The 22,274-nt window shown below is 53.1% G+C and carries 21 protein-coding genes and 1 riboswitch; of the genes, 15 read left to right on the top strand and 6 right to left on the bottom strand.

The annotated features are described in order from the left end of the window. Positions 1–29: 29 nt before the first annotated feature. Both J2T14_RS03235 and J2T14_RS03230 read right to left on the bottom strand, forming a co-directional pair. On the bottom strand, positions 30–968 hold the full coding sequence (locus J2T14_RS03235; protein WP_307467638.1) for a J domain-containing protein: 939 nt from the start codon (positions 966–968) through the stop codon (positions 30–32). A gap of 96 nt (positions 969–1,064) precedes the next feature. Next, a complete protein-coding gene (locus J2T14_RS03230; protein WP_307467634.1) occupies positions 1,065–1,943 on the bottom strand; it encodes an AraC family transcriptional regulator in 879 nt (292 codons plus the stop codon). A gap of 124 nt (positions 1,944–2,067) precedes the next feature. Here J2T14_RS03230 and J2T14_RS03225 point away from each other — a divergent pair, with 124 nt between their 5' ends. From J2T14_RS03225 to J2T14_RS03185, 9 genes are all read left to right on the top strand, one after another. Next, positions 2,068–3,570, top strand: coding sequence for an L-fucose/L-arabinose isomerase family protein (locus J2T14_RS03225; protein WP_307467629.1), 1,503 nt, complete (start codon positions 2,068–2,070; stop codon positions 3,568–3,570). 125 nt (positions 3,571–3,695) lie between these two features. After that, on the top strand, positions 3,696–4,805 hold the full coding sequence (locus J2T14_RS03220) for a rhamnogalacturonan acetylesterase (RefSeq protein ID WP_307467625.1): 1,110 nt from the start codon (positions 3,696–3,698) through the stop codon (positions 4,803–4,805). 70 nt (positions 4,806–4,875) lie between these two features. Continuing rightward, positions 4,876–5,415, top strand: coding sequence for a hypothetical protein (locus J2T14_RS03215; RefSeq protein WP_307467623.1), 540 nt, complete (start codon positions 4,876–4,878; stop codon positions 5,413–5,415). An 84-nt stretch (positions 5,416–5,499) separates the two neighbouring features. Continuing rightward, positions 5,500–5,543: riboswitch (PreQ1 riboswitch) on the top strand. A 161-nt stretch (positions 5,544–5,704) separates the two neighbouring features. After that, positions 5,705–6,373: a 7-cyano-7-deazaguanine synthase QueC gene (queC, locus tag J2T14_RS03210; RefSeq protein WP_307467620.1), complete on the top strand. Its 669-nt coding sequence runs from the start codon at positions 5,705–5,707 to the stop codon at positions 6,371–6,373. Next, positions 6,373–6,825, top strand: coding sequence for a 6-pyruvoyl trahydropterin synthase family protein (locus tag J2T14_RS03205; RefSeq protein WP_307467617.1), 453 nt, complete (start codon positions 6,373–6,375; stop codon positions 6,823–6,825). The genes queC and J2T14_RS03205 overlap by 1 nt, the downstream gene beginning before the upstream one ends. Then, the gene (queE, locus tag J2T14_RS03200; RefSeq protein ID WP_307467615.1) at positions 6,815–7,549 is read left to right on the top strand and encodes a 7-carboxy-7-deazaguanine synthase QueE; all 735 of its coding nucleotides are present in this window, start codon (positions 6,815–6,817) and stop codon (positions 7,547–7,549) included. Before J2T14_RS03205 ends, queE begins: the two co-directional genes overlap by 11 nt. 40 nt (positions 7,550–7,589) lie before the next feature. Beyond that, a complete protein-coding gene (gene queF / locus J2T14_RS03195; RefSeq protein ID WP_307467612.1) occupies positions 7,590–8,087 on the top strand; it encodes a preQ(1) synthase in 498 nt (165 codons plus the stop codon). A 69-nt stretch (positions 8,088–8,156) separates the two neighbouring features. Further along, positions 8,157–9,707 (top strand): YcdB/YcdC domain-containing protein, encoded by a 1,551-nt coding sequence (locus J2T14_RS03190; RefSeq protein ID WP_307468579.1) that lies wholly within the window; start codon positions 8,157–8,159, stop codon positions 9,705–9,707. Positions 9,708–9,805: 98 nt separating this feature from the next. Then, on the top strand, positions 9,806–10,807 hold the full coding sequence (locus tag J2T14_RS03185) for an alpha/beta hydrolase (protein ID WP_307467608.1): 1,002 nt from the start codon (positions 9,806–9,808) through the stop codon (positions 10,805–10,807). A gap of 347 nt (positions 10,808–11,154) precedes the next feature. Here J2T14_RS03185 and J2T14_RS03180 read toward each other — a convergent pair whose 3' ends face one another. Continuing rightward, positions 11,155–11,961, bottom strand: a complete 807-nt coding sequence (locus J2T14_RS03180) for a WYL domain-containing protein (protein ID WP_307467604.1) — start codon at positions 11,959–11,961, stop codon at positions 11,155–11,157. Next, the gene (locus J2T14_RS03175; protein ID WP_307467601.1) at positions 11,948–13,264 is read right to left on the bottom strand and encodes a helix-turn-helix transcriptional regulator; all 1,317 of its coding nucleotides are present in this window, start codon (positions 13,262–13,264) and stop codon (positions 11,948–11,950) included. The genes J2T14_RS03180 and J2T14_RS03175 overlap by 14 nt, the downstream gene beginning before the upstream one ends. A 185-nt stretch (positions 13,265–13,449) precedes the next feature. On the opposite strand from J2T14_RS03175, the gene J2T14_RS03170 reads away from it, so the two are divergent. The 5 genes from J2T14_RS03170 to J2T14_RS03150 all read left to right on the top strand — a co-directional run bounded on the left by J2T14_RS03170 (position 13,450) and on the right by J2T14_RS03150 (position 17,954). Continuing rightward, entirely contained in the window at positions 13,450–14,880 is a 1,431-nt protein-coding gene (locus J2T14_RS03170) for an RtcB family protein (protein WP_307467598.1), read from the top strand. Between the two features lie 290 nt (positions 14,881–15,170). After that, on the top strand, positions 15,171–15,329 hold the full coding sequence (locus J2T14_RS03165; RefSeq protein ID WP_307467596.1) for a hypothetical protein: 159 nt from the start codon (positions 15,171–15,173) through the stop codon (positions 15,327–15,329). An 80-nt stretch (positions 15,330–15,409) separates the two neighbouring features. Continuing rightward, positions 15,410–16,522 (top strand): slipin family protein, encoded by a 1,113-nt coding sequence (locus tag J2T14_RS03160; protein WP_307467594.1) that lies wholly within the window; start codon positions 15,410–15,412, stop codon positions 16,520–16,522. A 125-nt stretch (positions 16,523–16,647) separates the two neighbouring features. Further along, positions 16,648–17,289: a DUF1273 domain-containing protein gene (locus J2T14_RS03155; RefSeq protein WP_307467591.1), complete on the top strand. Its 642-nt coding sequence runs from the start codon at positions 16,648–16,650 to the stop codon at positions 17,287–17,289. Further along, the gene (locus J2T14_RS03150) at positions 17,283–17,954 is read left to right on the top strand and encodes a DNA alkylation repair protein (RefSeq protein ID WP_307467588.1); all 672 of its coding nucleotides are present in this window, start codon (positions 17,283–17,285) and stop codon (positions 17,952–17,954) included. The genes J2T14_RS03155 and J2T14_RS03150 overlap by 7 nt, the downstream gene beginning before the upstream one ends. 63 nt (positions 17,955–18,017) lie before the next feature. Here the strand turns inward: J2T14_RS03150 and J2T14_RS03145 are convergent, their stop codons facing one another. Beyond that, on the bottom strand, positions 18,018–20,759 hold the full coding sequence (locus J2T14_RS03145) for an Ig-like domain-containing protein (RefSeq protein WP_307467586.1): 2,742 nt from the start codon (positions 20,757–20,759) through the stop codon (positions 18,018–18,020). A gap of 273 nt (positions 20,760–21,032) precedes the next feature. Between J2T14_RS03145 and J2T14_RS03140 the strand changes: the two genes are divergently transcribed. Next, positions 21,033–21,296, top strand: a complete 264-nt coding sequence (locus J2T14_RS03140; protein ID WP_307467583.1) for a hypothetical protein — start codon at positions 21,033–21,035, stop codon at positions 21,294–21,296. A gap of 537 nt (positions 21,297–21,833) precedes the next feature. On the opposite strand, the gene J2T14_RS03135 is transcribed toward J2T14_RS03140, so the two are convergent. Continuing rightward, entirely contained in the window at positions 21,834–22,238 is a 405-nt protein-coding gene (locus J2T14_RS03135; protein WP_307202086.1) for a DUF350 domain-containing protein, read from the bottom strand. Between the last annotated feature and the right edge of the window lie 36 nt (positions 22,239–22,274).

Genomic DNA, 22,274 nt, shown 5'->3' with positions numbered 1-22,274 from the left:
GGAACTGCCTCTACTTCATTTTCACCCGGCTACTTAACCGTCTCCAAATACTTCTTAATAAATTGAAGCGCTTTGTCCGGATTTTTCGCATTGGCCCGAATGCCCACGACCATATCCTGCTTATACAGCGGCAGGTCGGTTACAAGCGCGCTTTCGCTCAGATCGATACCGTAAATGCGCTCGGTCGTATCTTCCTCCGTCTTCAGCTTAAGGGCCAGACCGTCCTTGAGCAACGGCTTCAGCTCTCCTTCGGCTGCATCGTCAAGCGGCTTCAACACCCCTTGAACGCCTACCCATTGGAAAATATTTTTGTCCATTACATAGATGTCCGGATTTTCCGTTGCCAGCATCAGAACCGCCTTCTGCATATACGCATATTGGTTCGCTTCATCCTCAGGTACCGGCGTCATCATCGTCTTGAAACGCTTCCATTCCGGAAAAGCAGCGAGGAGCGCTTTCTCAAGCGGTTCTTCCTTCTCGGCGGATTCATTTAAATAATAGTTGCCCATAAACGATACTTCCAGATCGACAGGGGGCAGGCTTGCCAAATAGGCTTGCTCCTCGCGATAGTTAACGAAGCTGATAATACCGTAAATAATGAGTGCGACGGCTACGACGGCGCCGAGCGTATGAAACTTGTAATACCGCCAGAAATGGTCCATCTTCTGGGCTTTGCCGGCCATGCCCTTGTACTTGCCGTACTCCTGTTCGTTGAACGCTTCGGTCGTCTTGCGGTCTTCATATTCCAGGATGAACCGATACGCCCCAGTAATGAGAGCGAATTCATCATTGCCGCTGCTCTCTTTACCGCTGTCCTGCTGCTGCTGTGCCCGCGAGCGTTCTCTGCGCATTAATGTCGTGTAGCGCTTCTCCACGTCTTCTCTGGGAGCTAATTCCGGCAACCCCAAGCGCTCATATGCTTGTTTCAAATCGTCCACATCGTCACCCCAATTAGTAAAGTTGCTCATGTATGCATCCTATCTATAAGTATACGGAATTCCGCGCCTAACGCAAACTTTACGAGAGGAACTAGAGTCATGTCGGTCAAGGGCGAAAAATAAAACTCAATTGCTTGCTTGCCGCCATTTCTTCCGGTAGACGAGCGGCGTTTGCTCCACGCGATCTTTGAACAGCGAGATGAAGTGGCTGACATTGTCGATGCCGACCAGCACGGCGATCTCGGCTATCGGCAGATCCGAATATTTGAGCAGCTCCTTCGCTCGCGTGATGCGCGTATTAATGAGATATTCGTTCGGTGAAAAGCCGGTATAACGTTTGAATTGCTTGGCGAAATGATACTTGTTGACCGCATGCTTCGCTGCCAGCTCCGCGAGTGACAGCTTATCCGCGTAATGCTCGTCCATCCATAGCGAAATTTCGCCGATGTAGCTTGGCGTATCGGCATTTGGGAGCTCGAGCTGCTGAGCAGTCAACACGAGCTCGGTCAATAGCTGCGTCAGCAGTTGCGAGCCGACCAGCTCGGTGCGGAAGCTCTTGCGGGAATGCAGCTCAAGCAGCCGACGAAGCAGCGCCGGTACCGGCGTATCCGTCTGGAGCGTCAGCACAGGTTCGGCGCTTGACGCGAATTGTTCATAGTAGGCGCGGGCTGCGCTGCCATTGAAGTGCACCCATAGCATGTCCCATGACTGGCCCTGTTCGGCCCTATAATGCTGATAATCCATGCAATCGATGAAGAACAGCTGCCGAGCCGTTAAAGGATAAGTCGTACCGCGGTAGGTCAATCTGCCGCTGCCGGCTATAGTGTAGACAACGAGATACGAATCGAGCTGCTCCCTCTCCGTGAAATAACGCTCGAGCGTCTCGAAATACCCGATCTCCTGCACGTAGAACAGCGAAGCTTTGGCGAAAGCCGACGGCGTTGCGAACAGCCTGACGGAGCTGTCCGACCAGGCCGGATAACTTCTTTCGCTATATGCGCGCATAATACGAAGTTCACCTCGCAACATTGTGTTATTTTTGACCAAGATGATCTGATGTTATTAGAATTGGAAGCCGTTACAATGTAGATATAAAGCTATTATTTCATAAAACAACGTGGTGGTAAAGGTGACGTCAATATCTGCCATTAAACCAAGCAAGAAGGCGCGAATCGGTCTCTATTCTGTCGGCCTTAGAGCGTATTGGGAGCAGTTTCCCGGCCTTCGGGAACGATTGACCGAATACGGGCAATACATCGAGAAGCGGATGTCCGCATGGGGAGACGTGTTCAACTACGGACTTGTCGATACGGAAGGAGAAGGTCGCAAGGCAGGGGAGTGGCTGAACGAGCAGCAGGTGGATCTGGTGTTCTGCCATGCCGCTACTTACTCGACGAGCTCGACCGTGCTGCCCGTGCATCAGATCAATAAGGCGCCGGTCGTATTTCTTAATTTGCAGCCGACGGAGCGCATTAGCTACGACCGGACGACGACGGGCGAATGGCTGGCGCATTGCGGCGCATGCCCGGTTCCGGAGTTCGCCAACGCGTTCAATCGCGCAGCTATTCCGTTCCGCGTCGTCAGCGGATTGCTTGGCCTCGACTATACGCCTGCTATTTCATTGACGAACGAAATCACGCATGAACGCAAGGAAGCGGTACGTGCCTGGGCCGTGATTGAAGAATGGGTGCGCGCTGCCGCCGTTCCGCGCAATCTGCAGCATAGCCGATTCGGCTTTCTCGGCAATACGTATAGCGGCATGCTCGATATGTACAGCGACTTCACGATGATTCAGGCGCAGACGGGGCTGCATGTCGAAGTGCTGGAGATGTGCGATCTCGATCGCCAACTGAGACAAGTAACGCCGCAGGAATTGAAGTCGAAGCTGGACGAGGTGCATCGGATGTTCCGGATCAGCGGCGACTCGCCGTCCGATCCGATTGCGAGGAAGCCGACGGAGGAGCAGCTCGAATGGTCGTGCAAGGTAGCGGCGGCCCAGGAGCGTCTCGTGCGCGAATACGATCTGGACGCACTCTCGTACTACTACCACGGCGCTCCGGGCGGCGAATACGAGAAGCTGCAATCAGGTTTTATCGTCGGCCATTCCTTGCTCACGGCGCGCGGTATTCCATGTTCGGGCGAAGGCGATCTGAAGACGGCCGTCGCGATGAAGATATGCGATCTGCTCGGAACGGGAGGCAGCTTCTCCGAAATCGTTGTCGTTGATTATGTAGACGATACGATTCTGCTCGGACATGACGGACCGTTCCATATCGCAATCTCCGAAGGCAGGCCGGTCCTTCGGGGGATGGGTCTGTATCACGGCAAGCAAGGCACGGGCGTCTCCGTGGAGGCCAAGGTGCGTACGGGAGCCGTGACGACGCTGAACGTGACGCAGACGGGCGACGGCAAGCTAAAGCTTATCTCGAGCGAAGGGGAGTCGACGAACGGCCCGATTATGCGTATCGGCAATACGCAGACGCCCATTAAATTCCGCCAGGCGCCGGACGACTATATGACGAGCTGGTTCGCCGAAGCGCCGACGCATCATTGCGCATTGTCGATCGGACACAACGCTTCGTTGTTCGCCAAGGTTGGCGAGTTGATGAAAGTGAAGCATGTTACGCTTTGACCGGCTAATCAACGCATCGGAATTTTGAACAAAATGACCGTTAAATGTCTACCTTTTCATGAGGCCGTTCTGCTATTCTAGCAGTAATGGCTTTTTTTTGAATTTGATGATAGGAAGGTGCACGGATGACAACAACATATCGATTTGATTTCGGAATCGGCGAACCGCCGGCCACGGGCTCTGATTATATTCACATTTTGCCGGATACGGCTTATCGCGATGAACGCGGCTATGGCTTCGAGTCATGCGAACGGGTAACCTCGCGGAATCGGGGCGAGGGCGACCGATTGCGCAGCGCTTTCTGCATTCCGCTTGATTCCGCGTTCATCGTGAAGCTGCCGAACGGACTCTATACGGTTACAGTCACGATAGGCGACGCGATAACCCCGACCGTAACAAGCCTGAAGTACGGCGTCGGCCGCATGGTGCTGAACAAAGCGTTCACGTCCGCGGGGCAATACGCCGTGCACAGCTTTACCGTGAAAGTAACGGACGGCAAGCTGCGGCTTGCCTTCACCGGCATCGCGCCGCGCATCAATGCGCTTGATATCGTGGAGGCCAAGCAGGCGACGACGATCTTCCTCGCCGGCGATTCCACGGTAACCGATCAGAGCGTGTTTCCTTATGCGGGCTGGGGGCAAATGCTGCCGCTTTACTTCAAGACCGAGGTTGCCATCGATAACCACGCGAAGTCGGGCCGCAGCTCGAAGAGCTTCATAGCGGAAGGGCGATTGCAGCCCATACTGGACGGTATGAAGTCCGGCGATCATTTGTGGATTCAGTTCGGCCATAACGACGAAAAGCAGGACGAGGCGCGGGCAACCGATCCTTTTGGCTCGTACAAGGAGAAGCTTGCGATCTATGTGGAAGAGGCCAGGGCAAGAGGCGCGATACCCGTGCTTATTACGCCGATGCATCGCCGCAAGTTCGATCCGCAAGGCCGTATTATCGATACGCATGGCGATTATCTGCTGGGCATGAAAGAGCTTGCGAGCGAGCTGGACGTGCCGCTGATCGATTTGGCCGCGAAGAGCAAGTTGCTTTACGAGGAGCTGGGCGACGAGCCGTCCAAAGCGCTGTTCATGTGGGCGTATCCGGGCGAATTCATTCATTTCCCGGATGGAGCGCAGGACGATACCCACTTCCAGGAGCTCGGGGCGATTCGCGTCGCCGGACTTGTCGTGGAGGGGTTGCGCGAACTGGGGCTTGCGCCGCTGAATTTGTATTTGCGGTAGCGGATATCGATTTTTTGGTATAAATAGTCTAGAATAAGTGGATTAACCATACTGATTGCGAGGTAACCCGATGTTTGATCCAACCGTGTTCGAAAATGTGAAAGTCGCGCTGGAAAACCATTTCTATGATCTGGACAATCTGGACCGGGCGATCGACATCGTTGGCCGGATTGACCGAATGGAGATGGCGGTTATGTCGCGCGAGTTCGGGCTGCGCTTCACGCTAGCCGGAATTTCCGGAATATCGGCCGAGGTTAGGCTGTCGTCCTCGCTCCGGCAGCTTGCAGCCGAGCTGTTGGAGCTAGGTGGCGACTCGGCGGTGGCCGGCTGCACGCTGTCGCTGCGCTTCCGGGTCGCGTTAAGCGAGCCCACCGCCCAGTGCCCTCAGATTGAAGGCATGATCAGAGCGATATGGGGCGAAGATATGCCCTTCACGCAGACAGTCAGCTACGTCTATGAGCAGGATGATCCGTCGGCAGCCGTATTTTATACGAATAAGATCGAACTCAAATTCAGAAGAACGATCGGCGAAGAGCAGATGGAGGACATCCCCGAGCTTGCCGACCATATGGTGCAGACGTTAAGGCAACTGAAATCTTTGGCCCATTAGCTCGAACTGCCAGTTCCCAAGCGGAATCGGCTGTGCTATAGTACTGATATACAACTGAAGAAGAAATTCCGGCGCTGCAAGCGGCCGGGAGAGGTTCGCGAACTCCCTCTATAAAAAACTATGCAAAACGAAGGCCTCTTTCCAAAGCCTCGTCTTTTTGCGTTCGGCGCGAAGCGGCAGTCCCCGCTTCGCGCCGTTTCTTTGCTATAGAAACGCATGCATATGGATGGAATTAGGGCGATCTCTTTCTTCTGCGATCTACGATCTACAGGCGAGAGGAAGATGGAGCATGAAGCAAGGCAAAGCAGTCGTCGTGTTCAGCGGCGGACAAGACAGCACGACATGCCTATTCTGGGCGATGGAGCGATTCGAAGAAGTAGAGGCGGTGACGTTCGATTACGGACAGCGCCATAAGCTGGAAATCGAATGCGCCTCTCAAATTACGAAGGACTTGAACGTTAAGCATCATATATTGGATATGTCGCTCTTGAATCAATTAGCGCCTAATGCGCTGACCCGAGGCGATATCGAGATTGAGCATAAAGATGGCGAGCTGCCTTCGACGGTAGTTGACGGCCGCAATATGCTTTTTCTGACGTTCGCGGCTGTGCTGGCGAAGCAGATCGGCGCTAAGAACATTGTAACCGGCGTATGCGAGACGGACTTTAGCGGATATCCCGACTGCAGGGACGTATTCGTGAAGTCGCTCAATGTGACGCTAAATTTATCGATGGATTATCCATTCGTTATCGATACGCCTCTGATGTGGCTGAATAAGGCAGAGACGTGGGCGCTTGCCGATGAGCTTGGCGCGTTCGATTTCGTAAGAGAGCGGACGCTGACCTGCTATAACGGTATTCAAGCGGACGGTTGCGGGCATTGTCCGGCTTGTATGCTCCGCCGGAAAGGTTTCGATGATTATTTGGCTGTTAAGCGCGACAAGGAGGCGATAGGCTGATGCTTCAACAAATCTATCCTTCGGTCGCGCATGATTATAGTTACGAGCTTAACAAAGACTTTCAGTTCGCCGCCGCGCATTATGTGCCGTCCGAGGGTGCGGGCAAGTGCCGTCAAATGCACGGGCATACGTATTATGCGAATGTCACGGTAGCGGGCGACGAGCTCGACCGGTCCGGCTTTCTCGTGAACTTCGCCATTATTAAGCGGCTTATTCACGATCGGTTCGATCATTCGTTGCTGAATGACGATACAGAGAGCTTCAGTGACGAGCTGCCGGAGCGATTTCCGACGACGGAGGTCGTAGCGCGCACGATCGCCGAGCTTGTGCAGAGCTATCTGGACGGTACGGCCAATCGGCCGCACGTCCTTCAGGTGTTTCTCCGCGAGACGCCGACGAGCTACTGTCTATATCGGCCGAAGCGGAAGGCGGCGGTAAACGATGAGCGATAATGCGAAGCGCATCCCGGTAATGGAGCTGTTCGGACCAACCGTACAGGGCGAGGGCATGGTCATCGGCCGCAAAACGATGTTCGTTCGCACGGCGGGCTGCGATTATCGGTGCAGCTGGTGCGATTCCGCCTTCACCTGGGACGGCAGCGGCAAGGACGATATACGGATGCTGACTGCGGAGGAGATTATACAGGAACTGCTTGCGCTAGGCGGAGAAACCTTCGATCATGTGACGATCTCAGGAGGCAATCCAGCCTTGCTTCCAGGGCTAGGGGAGTTGATAGAAGCTCTGCAAGAACGCGGAATTCGTTCCGCGCTTGAGACGCAAGGCAGCCGCTGGCAGGATTGGTTCTGGGACATCGACGATCTGACGCTATCGCCGAAGCCTCCGAGCTCCGGCATGGCAACGGATTGGGAAGTGCTTGACGTCATTGTGGGCAAGCTGCAGAGCAAATCGAGCAGCTTCTGCATGAAGACGGTCGTGTTCGACGAGCTGGATTTGGAATATGCGGCATTCGTCCATCTCCGCTACCCGTCCGTACCGTTCTATGTTCAGGCGGGCAATGCGAACCTGCAAGAGACGGAGCCAGCGCGGATGCTGCCCTATTTGGTAGAACGCTATGAATGGCTCATCGAGAAAGTGATGCATAGCACGGAGCTGCGGAGCGTGCATGTGCTGCCGCAATTGCATACATGGGTATGGGGCAATAAAAAGGGCGTTTAGCACTTTTGAATGATATTGAACAGAGATGGAGGCTAACGGCATGGAAGGAAGAAGCAAGGAAGAACTGAACGGCGTGACGCTGCTTGGCAATCAAGGAACCAAATATATTTTCGAATATGCGCCTCATATTTTGGAGACGTTCGATAACAAACATCCGAACAGAGACTACTTCGTCAAGTTCAACTGTCCCGAATTTACCAGCTTGTGCCCGATGACGGGGCAGCCGGACTTCGCGACGATCTACATTTCTTATATTCCCGATGTGAAAATGGTCGAGAGCAAGTCGCTCAAGCTGTATATGTTCAGCTTCCGCAACCATGGCGATTTCCACGAGGACTGCATGAATATTATTATGAACGACTTGATTGCACTCATGAATCCGCGTTACATTGAGGTATGGGGTAAATTTACGCCGAGAGGCGGCATCTCTATCGATCCGTATTGCAATTGGGGTCGTCCTGACACCAAATACGAGCAAATGGCGGAGTACCGCTTAATGAATCACGATCTCTATCCGGAGAAGATCGACAATCGTTAACGCAGACGATCAACGGATTGGCGTCGAATCCGGATAGACGATGCCGAATAGGAGATAAAGAGGTTGTCTATGGATCACGACAAGCTGCGCGAGGCAGCGATGGCGGTTACGAACATTCCGGCTGAATACGTCCTTGTGATGGAGGACAGCATTCCGAAGGACGACGCGCGGGAACGCGGCTATATATGGGAGCATCCTGGACGGCCCGATGAGCGAATCGAAATCGCGTTGGATCTGGACACGGCTGCGCTGCTGGATTTGAGGATCGAATCCGCTAATCATTCAGGAAGCTCTCGCCGATGTCCGCTCGAGGATGTCAAGGCGGTAACCGATGCTTTTCTAGCGAAGCATATGCTTGAGCCGTCTCGTCTAACTTGGGTGCATGTCGAAGAAGGACAAAGCAACACGTATATGACGTTCAAGGAAGAGGTAGGCGGCGTTGCGCTGCCGAATACCGGCTGCGAGCTGACGCTTGACGCCGAGCTGAACGTGGTACGATACCGAAATTGCTATTCGATGGGCGAGCGCTCAAGCCCGGAATGGCCGAAGAAGATCGCAGATGCCGGGGAGATCAAGTCGCAATTGATACGGGAGCTTCGTATGGAGCTCGCGATCGTTGCCATGCATCCCGGTATGCATGAAGGCTATGCTGCCGATGAAACGTACCGTCTTGTCTACGTACCGCATACGGAGGGGCAGCAACTTGATGCTGTTACTGGCCATTTTCTCTACGAGCCTGATCATGATAGCATGCCGCCCAGCTTTCCTATTCTGACTAGAGAAGGGAGCATGCAGCCTCCTCTCCGTTACGCAGAAGAAGACAGAGCCGCGATCGAAAGCAAGCTTGGCATGGACAGTGAGCGGAATAGGCTTGATCGCAGCCATGACGATGGCGGGATCATTACGCTTATTTATAGGGCGAAAGATGAGCAACAGCCGGATACGGAGGCGGAAGCTCTAACCGTTGACGGTTATCTGGAGCGCAGATGGGGCGAGCAATTGCGTAACATGACCGCTACTTACAGGCTGCAGTTCGAAAAAGCGACCGGACGATTGATAGACTTCAGCAGTTATAGACGTAGTATTGGTGAAGCACAAACAGGAGAGACGATGCCGTTAAGCCGTTCGGAGTGCTGGCGCCGAGCGAAGCGGTTTATGGAGCTTGTTTTTCCTGAATATGATCGCTATCTTCACCTGCAAGAGGCAGAACGTTCGGAGAATGCCGTCGAGCCTGCGGAGAGGGAGTTTTTCTACTTGCCCGTCTACATTGGCGGTTGCCCTGTTCATCTTGAACGGGTAACGATCTGCGTCAGCACGGCAACGGGGGAGGTTATGCTCTATAGCGGTGTTTCTATCGATCTGCTTCGGAAGCTGGAACGGTGCGAGTTCCGGCCGTCCCTTGCGTCCGAGGAGGCGGCGAAGCGGTATTTGGCCTATTATCGCTTAAGGCTAAGATGGCATCTTAATCAAGAGCAGTCCCCGCCTTCCTATCGGCTTATTTACGAAACCGTCGCCGCCGAGGACGAGCTGCCCTTCGAGGGCAGTCACAACCGAACGCTGCGGTATATCGATGCCGTAAACGGCGATCTTATCTGGGATAAAGTGATAAAGCGCAAATAATTATTGAGTCATGCAGCGGGCAATATGCATGGAATGCGGGAACGATGGTAAACTAAAGGGTAATAATGGTTATTCCCAAGTGAAATGAGCGGACGCATATGAACGGAACCGTAGTCGTAATCGGGATCGTCGGTTTAGTACTCATCGTGATAGCCGTTCTGGCTATCATTAGCTTCTATTTTTATAATCTCGCGATCAAGCGCGGGTCGAAGGATTTTCTGAGCAGCAGCGGCGATTTGGTTCAGAACGCCGGCAGCGGCGAGGCCGAATCAGCTATCGACTTGGGGTTAAAGGACGAGGAAGCGCCGGCGGCGCTTGAACTGGACGGCGTGCAATGGGTAGATAGTCAAGTACCTGATATTTGGCATATCACGACGCAGGACGGGCTCAAGCTGCAAGGCTATTTCCTGCCGGCAAAATCGGCGACTGCGAATACGGTTATTTTGGCGCATGGCTATTCGTCGAAGGGCAAGGACCTTGGCTTAATCGCCCGTTTCTATTACGAGCAATTCGGATATAACGTGCTGATGCCGGATGATCGGGGGCATGGAGCGAGCGAAGGTAATTATATCGGCTTCGGTTGGGCGGATCGATTTGATTATTTGCAATGGATCCGAAAGACCGTGGATATGGTCGGAGAAAAAGCGAAAATCGTATTGCACGGCATATCGATGGGCGGTGCGACCGTCATGATGGTTAGCGGAGAACCGCTGCCGCCGCAGGTCAAGGCGATTGTAGAGGATTGCGGGTATACGTCCGTTCGCGATCAATTAGCTTATCAGCTTAAGCGGCTGTACAAGCTGCCGGCTTTCCCGATCCTGCACGCCACGAGCTTATTGACGAAGCTCAGAGCCGGGTACAGCTTCGATGAAGCGTCGGCCTTGCGCCAATTGGAACGGAACAAGCTGCCGATGCTGTTCATTCACGGCGGCAGCGATACGTTCGTGCCTACCGAAATGGTCTACCGGTTGTATGAGGCTTGTCAGACGAAGAAGGAGCTGTACGTTGCCGATGGAGCAGGGCATGGGCTTGCCTATAGCACGAACAAGGCTGCCTATGAACGCAAAGTTCATGATTTCATTGCCCGCTATGTCGTGTAGCATCAGGATTGTATATTTCTGTTCCATTATCCTGATCTCGGAATTAACTGGAAGAACTACCGTTATTTTCAGAAGATAGTACTCGAAGGGGGTTAACTGGAAAAAGTTCTGTTATTTCGAGCTGGATGACCCCGATTCTCTGGATAGCGAGATATTAGCGGTAGAAAATCCAGTTATTGTGGTCGGATGAACAAAAACGTTGAAAATAACGGGAGGAATTCCTTTTATTTGGCAAGACAACCCATAACGAGGATTGAAAGTTGATAGTCCGAGTTTAAGCATGCTGAAGTTAGCGCGAAGAGAACCGTCAGGAGAACTTCTTTCCTGACGGTTTTTTCATTACTTTATTATGGATCGGACTGTCCGTAACGATCAAGCGCCATATTGGCCGTGTTGAGCATCCTGCTCTTCAAATAATCGCTTTCCGCGATGCGTACCCGCTTGCCGAGAAAACGAAGCTTGGAGAGCACATATTCCTGCTCTTCTCCAGGGAAGGTCAGATGGACGGTATAGATATGGGTTTCAGCATCGTATTGGACTTTCTTATCGAAGCAGGAGAAGGCGTACAAGATCCGCGACAGTTCCTCGTTGTATTGCCGCACGACCTCGATGGCAACCTTCATAGCGCGCCTGTCGATCAACCGGCGTATCGAGGCCTGCAATTGCTCATGCTGCGTGGGCGGCAGCTCCATGTCCTGCACATCGACGATCTTGTTCAGCCTCGTCGTAAGAAGCTTGCGCCGGCTGAGGTGAAACCAGAGCAAATACCACTCCCGCTTGACCATCGAATATTCGAGCTTATAAGGGATGCCGCTCTGTCTCGCGTTAAGATTTCCGTCTTTGGCCAGGAAGCTGAGCGTTATTTGGTTATGACTCATAATGGAACGCCTCAGTTGGCGCAGCAACGGATGGTAGACATGGACGACTTTGCTGCGCGCCTTCTGGACGAGGCGTTCTTCCATCCGGAGCAAGGGATCGGTCTCCAGCATCGATCTTAGCTTGGATAGCGTCTCCGGCGTAAATGCGTGCTCGGCGGCAACATCGGACAGCATCGTCTTGAGCCAGCTCCGCTCATGTGAAGTAACCATGAAAGTACCGGAGTCGTCCAGCTTCGAGATGATCTGGTAATTGAATATTTTCTCAAACGGATTCATAATACGACTTCAGCTCCTTCCACTCCTCGATCATTTCCTGCCGAAGCAAGATGGGCTCCAGCACCTCGCAGCTTGATCCGAAGCTCCGTATCCAAGGTTTGATCTCCAGCGTTCCGTTCACTTTAATCTCGTATAGAAACGATGATTCGTCCTCCTGAACGATAGCCCCCCATTGTCCTTGATGAAGCACGCGTTCCTTCACGAAATTAGGCGACCCGTCGCCCGGATTGAAGAAGCGGAGACGAACGGTTACAGGGCGGCCCGTATCGATCAGCCAAGCATAAGCGATCTTCTCCTCCAACTCGTCAAGCTTCTGCTCGAACAGCGCTGCCGGAGCCGGTTCCCCGTCCTCTGCGATTTGGGTGACGCCTTCCAGTCTATACTTGCGAATGTTATGCCGGGCATGGTAAGCGAGCAAGTACCAGCGTCCATATTGATGATCGTATACGACCTTAAGCGGCAGCGCGCGCTCCAACACGCCCTCGGAATCCCGCTCGAACAGCGGGTTGGTGTTCCGGGAAGCGTAGCTCTTGTTCTTCTTCGGCGTGAAGTAGAGGAAGGTGACGTATTTGCGCCGCTCGATGGCGGCTAGCAGGGTGAACAGATGAGCCTCGTCCAGCAGGCGGGAATAATAATGGTATTTATATAGAAAAGCGCCTAGCGCTTCTTGGTCGACTTTGTTGCGAAGCAGTCGCTTCTTCAGGCTGTCGCGCAGCAGATAGCCGTGCAGAGACGGTACTTGCGTGTTCGCCATAACGTCAACGAAGTCGTATAGATCGAGCCATTCATCCTCTGTCAGCTCCGTAAGCCAGTCGGTATGAAGGCGATAGCGGTAAGGGCGGGGACCGGGCACTTTACGAATGACGCCGACCTGCTCCAAATACTTCAGGTCGGATCGAACCGTTTTCTCATCGGGCAGCGCCTGCTCCTCCGGGAGACTGGCGTAACAGATGTCGAGCAGTTCCATCGCCGTCCGGGCCTGATCGCTTACGGCTGCAAGCAGCAGGGAGATGCGTTCGCTCTCCGTTTCCTTCAGCGACTTGGCGCGGAATAGGAAGAGCAGCAGCGGATCGGTCGTGTCGAAGTAATTGAACCGGATCGTCTCTGCCAGCTCCTTGCTCTGCTCGGCGGGGAGCTGCTGGTGGACGGAGCTTACAACCTCCTTAAGCCGTTTCAGCGTCTTATCGTAGGTATGTACGGAAATGCCTAGTCGATCCGCGAACTGCTGACGGCTGTACGCCCCGCTAGTTAACGTAAGCATCCGCAAAAACTGAATTTCCTTATCGAAGCTTTCTTTCGCCATGCTAATATATGCTCCTCTCAAGGGGCGTCCTCTTTCGTCCATTGTATCATCGATTTTCGTATTTCATCACCCATTGTAATACTTTCGCCATGTTCGAAGGTGACGAAATAAGCGATGATAGAACTCGTAAGACGCCCTACATACGAATCAGACAGCAATCTTGCTTAGACATAGGAGGAAATACGATGGAGCACCATTTAAAATATCCATTCCAAAACCACGGACGCAATCATTACGAGCTTGAGCTTGCGAGCGGCAAGCTTCATCTGTTCGCCAACGAGGAAGTGCTCGCTTCCTTTGAACCGAAGGTGTTCGAAATGGCGAACAACAATCTGCAAATTCCGCGCAGCGTCTATATGAGCTATACGCCGGACGCGCATGTCGGTGTCGGCACTTGCATCGGTACGACGGCCGTATGGAGCATGAAGGACGGCTGCGTATCGCCATCGATCGTAGGCTCTGATATCGGCTGCGGCATGCGCGTCCATACGACGCCGCTTCATAAGCGCGATATTCAGGATAAAGATATTCGCAGAAGCCTCATTGCGGCAATCGAAAAGTATGTGCCGACGAACGAGCGCACGAATACGAATTACGATGACATCGACATTATGAGCGTCGTAAGAAATGGCCTTAAGGGCTTGCCGGACAAATACATTCCGAACGAACAATGGCTGACCCATGTGGAGCAATCCACTTTCGCCTATGATCGCGCTTATCTAGAGCAGCTGCCACCAAAAATCCGCAAGCATGCGCATGGCCAATTAGGCTCTCTTGGCAGCGGCAACCACTTCATTGAGATTCAATATTTGGAAATCAATGAGGAGTACGGAGAATTGGCGGCCAAATGGGGCTTGTTCGACGGTCAAGTCGTCGTCATGATCCATTCCGGCTCCCGCTCCTGGGGCGCAATGGTAGGCCGCGAGCATAACAACGTGATTAAGGAAGCGATGAATCAGTGGGGCGTCGGCAATCCCGATCCGCAGCTGATCTATGCGCCAATTGCGAGCCGCGAAGGGCAGACGTACTTGAATTTGATGTATTCCGCGCTCAACTTTGCCGTCAGCAACCGCCATATGATTGCATACGGCGTACGCGAAGCGTTCAAGGAAGTGTTCGGCGGAGAGATGGAGCTGCCGGTGCTGTACGATTTGATGCACAATTACGCGCTCAAGGAATTCCACCGCAACCAACCTCTGCTCGTTCATCGCAAAGGAGCGACGCGAGCATTGCCGCCCGGCCATTTCTTGAACACGGCTGCATACAAGGAAACAGGGCATCCCGCGTTAATTCCGGGTTCGATGGGAACATCCTCCTATATTATGGTCGGTCGCGAGGAAGGGCTTAAAAACTTCTATTCGATCTGTCATGGAGCGGGGCGCGCGAGATCGCGCAAAGCAACGAAGCTGCTCGTTACGGTCGACCAATTCGAGCAATCGATGAAAGTCGGCACGGAAGACGAGGTGCTTGTGAACCACCGATCGTTGCAGACGATTCTCGACGAATGCCCGCAAGCCTACAAGGACGTCGATCAGATTATCGACAGCGTCGTCGGCGCTTCCTTGGCCGGCGTGGTCGCCAAATGCAAGCCGATGGCTGCGATCAAAGGCATATAGTCATCCATTACCAGTGCTATTAAAGATAACTTCAATAATAGATGAGGTTAGCGGAAGGAATGGCGTACCTTGGCTGGGATTTCACAGAGTCCCGCAGTGCTCGCGCATATTATGCGCCTGTATGCTGTATCGACCATCGCCCCGTTAATCGCCCAAATGCAGCTTTTTATGAGGGGTTCGATTCCCCACACGCCTTTCACGCGTGCTCATGGTAGAGCACTCGACTTAAAATCGAGAGCAATGAATCTGATTTAAGACCTGCCTCGGCAATTTTCACGGCGGCGCTTCCAATGGCTCCGACTGAAGATGGACTAAGCAATCGTGCGGATATCGATTACGGTACGCCTGCTCCATCGCCTACGCATGACATACCGCGGTGCAAGCGGCAAGTTAGCTGGTCATCGCCAATGAATTGCTGCGCGTATGCGGCATGCCGCCCCTATTCTTAAGCCCGATTCCGTCTGATCGACAGGAAAATTGCCGTCTTGGCCAGGTCGCCAACCAAAATGGAAACGAATGAGGTGTTCATATGTTCAATAAAATAACGATCAAAGACGATGAGCGCGGCTTGCTGTTCAAGAAAGGCAGCTATGCGAAGCATCTGCAGCCAGGCGTCTACCGCCATACGAAATTTTCCGAGGATTCGATCGCCGTCCTTAACGTGACGAAGCGATTCGACGCGCCTACCAAAGATTTGAGCCTTTTTTTGAAAGACACGGCGCTGCTGGAGGAACTGACCGTCATTGACGTGCAGGACTTCGAATACGCGCTCCATTACCGGGACGGCAAGTTCGTCTCGATGCTTACGGCCGGCACGTATGCGTACTGGAATACGCTTCATAAGCATACGTTCGTGCGCGTCGACATCCGGAATCCGGAGGTTAGCTCCGATATTAGTCTGATCGCCTTGTCCAAGCTGCAAGGCTATTACCAAATGTCGGAGGTCGCGAACCACGAGACGGGGCTGCTGTTCTATAACAATGTGCTCCAGAGAGAGCTGCGTCCAGGCAAGTACTATTTCTGGAAGAGTCCGACGTCGGTATTGGTCAAGACGTTCGACCTGCGCCAGCAGCAGCTTGATATGACCGGCCAGGAGATTATGACGGAGGATAAGGTGACGCTGCGGCTTAACTTCGTCTGCCAATACAAGATTGTCGACCCGCTTAAGGCGTTCGCGATCAAGTCGTTCGAGGATCAAGTATACATCCTGCTTCAGCTTATTCTGCGGGAGTACGTCGGTACGATGAAGCTTGACGATCTGCTGCGTATGAAGCAGGAGATTGCGTTATTCGTCTTGTCGCGTCTCAATGAGAAGAGCGAGAGCTATGGCGTGGAATTCCTATCCGCCGGTCTAAAGGACATTATCCTGCCAGGCGATATCAAGGATATCCTCAATACGGTGCTGCTCGCGGAGAAGAAGGCGCAAGCCAACATCATTACCCGCCGCGAAGAGACGGCCTCGACCCGCAGCTTGCTGAACACGGCTAAGCTCATGGATGAGAACGTTACGCTGTACCGGCTGAAGGAGCTGGAGTTTCTGGAAAAAATATGCGAGAAAATCGGCACGATCTCGCTTACCGGCGGCGGCAATCTGCTGGAGCAGCTGAACTCGCTGCTTAGCGTGAAGGGCGCGGACAAATGAAAATGATAGGAAGCAAGAGGCTGTCTTACGGCGATTTTGAGCCGCCTGAGACAGTCTCTTCGCATTCCATAATCTCGTTATGATATAGTAGGGAAATAGGCGACATGACGAGAAGGCGTGAATCTATGAAGAACTTGCTAGTAACGGGCTACCGGGCGCATGAGCTGCAAATTTTCAACCAGAAGCATAAGGGTATCGGTTATATTCAGAAGGCGCTGACGAACAAGCTTATCCCGATTATCGAGGATGGCTTGGAATGGGTCATTACGCCGGGTCAATACGGCGTTGATCTTTGGGCATGCGAGGCGGTTATTGCGCTCAAGCAGTCGTATCCGCAACTGAAGCTGTCCATCATTGCGGCATACTGCAATCCCGAGGAGAACTGGAAGGACGACAAAAAGGAGTATTTCCAGCAGTTGCTTAAGGGCGTCGATTATTACTCCTCCGTCAGCAACCAGCCTTATAACGGCGTATGGCAGCTGACGGCGAGAGACGATCTGCTATTTCGAAAGACCGACGGCATCTTGCTCGTCTATGACGACGATGCGGCCGAAGGCAGCCCGCGTTATATGAAGCAGAAGGCGCTGAAGAAGCATGACGCTGACGGCTATGCTTATATAACGCTCACCTCCGAAGAAATCCAGGATGCGGCGAATGAAGAGAGTTATTCGTTCATGGACGATGACCGGAGCGATGGAATGGATGATGAAACGAACGATCTGTACGGCGCTGACGATAAGGGGCGAGGAGAGTCGAGGGAATGGTAAACGAATGCGCTGCGGCGTTTGAAGCTTGGCTTAGAAAGCATGCCGATCCGGAGCAGGCAGGGCCGATGGAAGCGTATATGCGCAATCAGTTTCCGTTTCTGGGCATTCGCAATCCGGAGCGGCAGGCGCTAACGCGCGAGCTCTGGAAGGCGCATCCGCTGCCGAAAGGGGACGAGCTGCGCGAGACGGCGCTTCAGTTATGGAACTTGCCGGAGCGGGAGTTCCATTACACGGCGATGAGCTTGCTGGAGAAATACGGCAAACAAGCGGGCGAGGGGCATATCGAAGTGCTGGAGAAGCTCGTGACGCAGCATTCTTGGTGGGATACGGTCGATTTCATAGCGTCGCACCTCATCGGCCGTCAATTGTCTCAGTATCCAGAGCTTGTCCGTGACTACCCGGATCGGTGGATTAATTCCGATCGCTTGTGGCTGCGACGGTCAGCGATATTGTTCCAGCTGAAATACAAGCATAGCACCGACTTTGACCGTCTCGAGGGCTATATCGAGCGATGCAAAGGCGAGAGCGAGTTTTTCATCCGCAAGGCGATCGGCTGGGCGCTCCGCGAATATGCGAAGACGGACGCGGCAGCGGTGCGGCGTTATGTCGCGTCAGCCGGGTTGTCCCCGCTGAGCGAGAAGGAAGCGATGAAGCATTTGCGATAAAATGGAACAGGCAGCACCGACAGGTCTATGACGACCATCGGGGCTGCCTGTTTGCTTGCTAGGTTAGCGGACGGTGTAGAAGATCGTCTCTACGATGGGCTTCTGGCCGTTCAGATCGAGCAGCGACTCCGCGCCTTGGGCGGAGAACTTGACGTTCACGACCGTTCCTACGGAGGTCGTAGGCAACTGAAGCGTAACGACATTTCCTTGCAGCGTCGCTGAGCTTGGGCTTAGCTTCTTGCCGCTTGAGGTCACGATCTCGAAGGCGCCGGCTGGATTGCCTTTGACCGTCTCGCTCAGCGTAATATACAGTCCGGTCGTCCAGCCGTCGACAGCGGTAATGTACGGCTTTGCGTTATCGCGGTCCGAACCGATGAAATGGATGGCTGCGTCATTCTCGATAAGCTTGCCTTGCAGGTCGGCGATCGCCTCTTTGTCCTCCTTGTACGACAGCTTATAGCTTTTGTCTTGGCGGAGCGGGCTGACATTTGCCGTATTCAGATATACGGTCACTTTCTGCCGATCGCCGGATAGGACGTAGACCGCATGGCCGTCATCCGTAATGCGAACATCCGTCCGATCCGATTCGTTGTAAAGCGAGTAGACGTCGTTGTCCGCGCCCGTTACCGGCTCGTTGAACTGAATTTCGAACGTGTACCGGTCCTTCACGCTAACGCCTTGAATCGTCGGCGCTCCGTTCTGCTGGTCAACGCCTTGGAACGAGACGACATAAGGCGAGTCTCCTTGCTTCGTAACGAGCCCGTTCCAGCCGGCCGCATCGGTTACGCCGGATACGAAGCTCATGCGATACGTTTTGCCGTTTGCCAGCTTGTCGCCCAAATTGAGCGTTACTTCCGTAACGATTCGATTCTTATCGTTTAACTGATCGCCGTTAATTCTGACGGTTTCGTCGCGATCGTTCTCCAGGCGGAAGCTGTCGGCGCTCACGTTCTTGACCGGTTCGCTGAAGTAGACGGTAACCGCCGTTGCGTTTACCGGCACGACCTTTGTCACATATGGCGCTCTGTTCGACTCGTCGAGGCCCGCGAAGCGTGCGCTGTTCGCGCCGTTCGCCGTATCAAGCCCCGGAAGACCGGTTACTTTCGCCACGTATACATGACCTTGCTTGAACAAGGAAGGATTGCCGTTATCCCTTGTCGCGAATTGAACGCGGACGATGCTGTCGTCGCCTGCTTTCAATGACGTGTAGACACGCCAGCCGGACATGGAGACGGAATTGCCGTTATCGGTTACGATGTCGATGTCGAGGGAGGATAACGAAATGCCGGCGAGCGAACGGCTGAAATCAACGTCGATCATGTTTTCGTTTACGGCATAGATCGATTGCAGGCTGACCGGAGTCGATTCATAGCTGCCTTGGCCGGCGAATACGAGCTTCGTATTCGAGGCAATGGCATTGCCTGCTTTATCCTTGACGCCGTTGATCGTGAGCGTATATTTTTTGCCTCGTGTCTGATTGGCCGTTGTGAGCGTTACGGTCTTGTCGTCTACATTGTAAGTCGCCCGGGTAGGGTTGCCGAGTCCGCCGTCGATCTCGTAGTTCTCTTCGTCATTGGCAGATCCGCTGTCGAGCGCTTCGCTGAACGTGATGACGATTTTATTGTCCTGCTGCGTGAACTTGGTAACGGTAGGGGCGGACTTATCGACGACGGCGCCGAAGTATAAATCGCTGCGCGTATCCATCGTATTTCCGGCCAAGTCTTTAATATTTTTGACCGTTAGCGTGTAGACCTTTCCGGATTCCTGCTGTTCCGTCGTGATGGTTACTTTCTTGCCGTCGGAGGCCAGGTCAATGCCGGCGATGTCGAGATCGTTGTTAAAACGGTAGTTGGACCAGTTCTCGGCGGAGCTTTCCGTAATCTTCTCGCTGAACACGAGCTCGATCTTGGCCTCGCTCGTGATTTTGCTGGACGTAATGCGAGGTTTTGTCGTGTCTCTTGGAGGTTCAGGCTCGCTCTCGTACACTTTGTAGCTCCATGTATTGCCGTCTACGGTAAGCCGGTACGTCTTGCCGCTCGTTTGCTTATCCGTCGTTAGGGTAACGAGCGTGCCATTATTGCTAAGGGACGCGCGCTGAATCCGGACATCTCTGCCGTATTCGTCTTCCAGCTCGAATTGATCGGTGGAAACTTCCTTCACGGACTTGCGAAGATCGACGAGCAGGACGTTGTTCGATATCGAGACGACGGAGTAGACCTCCAGCTTCTCGCGCTCCGGATCTTTCTGCGGATTCATGTCGATGTAGACGGAGTATGCGGCCTGCACGAGCTGCGAGCGAAGCGCGCTCGAACGGTAATCGGATTGCGGCGTGATCCAGCCTTTGTTCAGCGCCACGCCTACATCGCGTTTCGCCCACGCAGAAACGCTGCCGTATACGGTGTTGGATGCTTCGCCCGAAGCGCCATAGCCGCGCACGAGGACGGATGCCAGCTGTTCGACCGTAACATTCGAAGCAGGATTGAATTTTCCTTTGCCTACGCCTTGCATAAGGCCCGCTCGGGAAATGGCTTGAACCTCTCCGTAGGACCATCTTGTTTTGAGAACGTCGGTATAAACGGCTTTGGAAGAATCTTCGGTCAGATCCCACAACTTGAACAGCACGATCGCGAACTGCTCGCGCGTCATGGTTGTATAGAGCTGCGAGCTGCCGTCCTGGAAACCGGTGAATATGCCTTCCTTGACGAGGAAGCGGTATTTCTCCTCCGTGGTGAGATCATCCGATGCCGCTGTTGCGGCGGCGGGCAATACGGCAAACATCAAAATGGCGGACAACAGAACTAACAATAGTTTTCGGATAGCTCATTCCTCCTTTATGATAACTGCAGCGAACGTTTCCACCTATTGGCTCCAATTCCTTGATTAGACTCTAAAACGAAGGATTGATACAAAATGTTTCAAGCAATAGATGGCCGCGCGAACTTTTTTTTTCGAAATTATATATATTCGATCCGGATTCGATTCATTACGTCACCGTTCGGCCGCAAGCTCCTCTTTCGCAAAACGCGCCAGAAGCATATAATGGTAGGAAGTTCGTATATTTAGGAGGCAAAAGAGACAATGGCTATGAGCAAAGCGAGAAAGGCCAGAGAGAAGCTGGCGAAGCAAGGACGCCTAACGCCCGATCTGCTCAGAGGCAGCTGGCATGGCGTCAATCCGTTGACGAGGCAAAGCGAGACGCTGAAGGAGAAACAAACGAAACTGCAAAGCAAACATAAGAGGAATCACGCCCATTACAGCGATGATTCCTTTTGTTTTTCCAGGCGCGCTCGTACAACAGCCAATTCTTTAGTGCCGCTCCGGGGGAATAGAACCGTCGGTTGAGCAGGTTGGAGGCAAGCCCTCCGGCCTTTCGTTTTCAAATTCGTTGCGGTGCGAACCTTATAGAGTTTTTTTCGCTTTGTTTCACTATCCCCTCTAGTCAGGGGAGCGTTACCAGCGCCGTTGCCGGCGAATCTAAAGTACTCTATCGTCCCTGAACCGTTCCTGAACTAAGGGGAGAGTGAAGCAAGGAGAAAAAGCCAAATAGTTAAACTACGGAAGCAAAGGATGGTTGGGCATCTAAGTTGAATTGTTCAGCTTATGGGGAGGTATAGGGGCGTATGGCGCAAATAGGATGGTGAAACCGACTAATGTTGTTTGAATCCAGTTGAATGGAGTTCCTGAGCGGTAAGGTGGAGTAGAGTAAGATGAAAAATGCGACCTAATTGCGGGTAAAGGGGGGGCGGAGGGAAATAGGATGGGCTATCCGACTTATGCTGAAGCAATCGTGTGGAATGGATGGAGCGGGAGAGAACGAGAAGCTGGAAAAACACCGGAAGAGAATTTCCAGCTGCTCTAACCCAAGTATTGCCTAACCATTTACATGAGGAACGTGCCGATAACGATCGATACGCCGATAATGATCGAGCGCAGCAGCTGTGCGACAGCCATGTTGCCTTGGGCGATCTGATCGCATACTTTGAAGCGCGGCGTCAGGAAGTCGAATAGGACATAGACGAGGCAAAGGATGACAATGCCGATCCCTGACCAAATAAGCATCGATACCCAAGAATCGGAGCTGAACGACACCATGCCGACGATAATGCAGAGTCCGAGCAGCTTGCTGCCCATGTACATGCCGGCCGCTTCGTTGCCTTTGTCGATTTCCTTGGCGTCGTCGTAGCGAGTCAGCTTGCTGAATACGAAAGCGCCTACGACTAGTATAACGAGAATAATAACGAGACCGATGCCGACGTTAGCCGCGTTTTCTAAAAAATCATTCATAGTTAAAACCTCCTAATAGGTATGTAAAACGAAATC

Source organism: Paenibacillus harenae (genome assembly GCF_030812415.1).
GTDB lineage: Bacteria > Bacillota > Bacilli > Paenibacillales > Paenibacillaceae > Pristimantibacillus > Pristimantibacillus harenae_A.
Note: the sequence above shows the minus strand (reverse complement) of the source record. Positions and strands in the feature narration are given on the sequence as shown.

Excerpts from the sequence above, each read along its gene's own strand:
- J2T14_RS03170 (WP_307467598.1), top strand. The coding sequence starts at position 13,450 with ATGGAGCACCATTTAAAATATCCATTCCAAAACCACGGACGCAATCAT.
- J2T14_RS03160 (WP_307467594.1), top strand. The coding sequence starts at position 15,410 with ATGTTCAATAAAATAACGATCAAAGACGATGAGCGCGGCTTGCTGTTC.
- J2T14_RS03180 (WP_307467604.1), bottom strand. The coding sequence starts at position 11,961 with ATGAATCCGTTTGAGAAAATATTCAATTACCAGATCATCTCGAAGCTG.
- J2T14_RS03190 (WP_307468579.1), top strand. The coding sequence starts at position 8,157 with ATGGATCACGACAAGCTGCGCGAGGCAGCGATGGCGGTTACGAACATT.
- J2T14_RS03220 (WP_307467625.1), top strand. The coding sequence starts at position 3,696 with ATGACAACAACATATCGATTTGATTTCGGAATCGGCGAACCGCCGGCC.
- J2T14_RS03215 (WP_307467623.1), top strand. The coding sequence starts at position 4,876 with ATGTTTGATCCAACCGTGTTCGAAAATGTGAAAGTCGCGCTGGAAAAC.
- J2T14_RS03230 (WP_307467634.1), bottom strand. The coding sequence starts at position 1,943 with ATGCGCGCATATAGCGAAAGAAGTTATCCGGCCTGGTCGGACAGCTCC.
- J2T14_RS03205 (WP_307467617.1), top strand. The coding sequence starts at position 6,373 with ATGCTTCAACAAATCTATCCTTCGGTCGCGCATGATTATAGTTACGAG.
- J2T14_RS03155 (WP_307467591.1), top strand. The coding sequence starts at position 16,648 with ATGAAGAACTTGCTAGTAACGGGCTACCGGGCGCATGAGCTGCAAATT.
- J2T14_RS03165 (WP_307467596.1), top strand. The coding sequence starts at position 15,171 with ATGGCTCCGACTGAAGATGGACTAAGCAATCGTGCGGATATCGATTAC.
- J2T14_RS03150 (WP_307467588.1), top strand. The coding sequence starts at position 17,283 with ATGGTAAACGAATGCGCTGCGGCGTTTGAAGCTTGGCTTAGAAAGCAT.
- J2T14_RS03185 (WP_307467608.1), top strand. The coding sequence starts at position 9,806 with ATGAACGGAACCGTAGTCGTAATCGGGATCGTCGGTTTAGTACTCATC.
- J2T14_RS03235 (WP_307467638.1), bottom strand. The coding sequence starts at position 968 with ATGAGCAACTTTACTAATTGGGGTGACGATGTGGACGATTTGAAACAA.
- queF (WP_307467612.1), top strand. The coding sequence starts at position 7,590 with ATGGAAGGAAGAAGCAAGGAAGAACTGAACGGCGTGACGCTGCTTGGC.
- J2T14_RS03175 (WP_307467601.1), bottom strand. The coding sequence starts at position 13,264 with ATGGCGAAAGAAAGCTTCGATAAGGAAATTCAGTTTTTGCGGATGCTT.
- queE (WP_307467615.1), top strand. The coding sequence starts at position 6,815 with ATGAGCGATAATGCGAAGCGCATCCCGGTAATGGAGCTGTTCGGACCA.
- queC (WP_307467620.1), top strand. The coding sequence starts at position 5,705 with ATGAAGCAAGGCAAAGCAGTCGTCGTGTTCAGCGGCGGACAAGACAGC.
- J2T14_RS03135 (WP_307202086.1), bottom strand. The coding sequence starts at position 22,238 with ATGAATGATTTTTTAGAAAACGCGGCTAACGTCGGCATCGGTCTCGTT.
- J2T14_RS03140 (WP_307467583.1), top strand. The coding sequence starts at position 21,033 with ATGGCTATGAGCAAAGCGAGAAAGGCCAGAGAGAAGCTGGCGAAGCAA.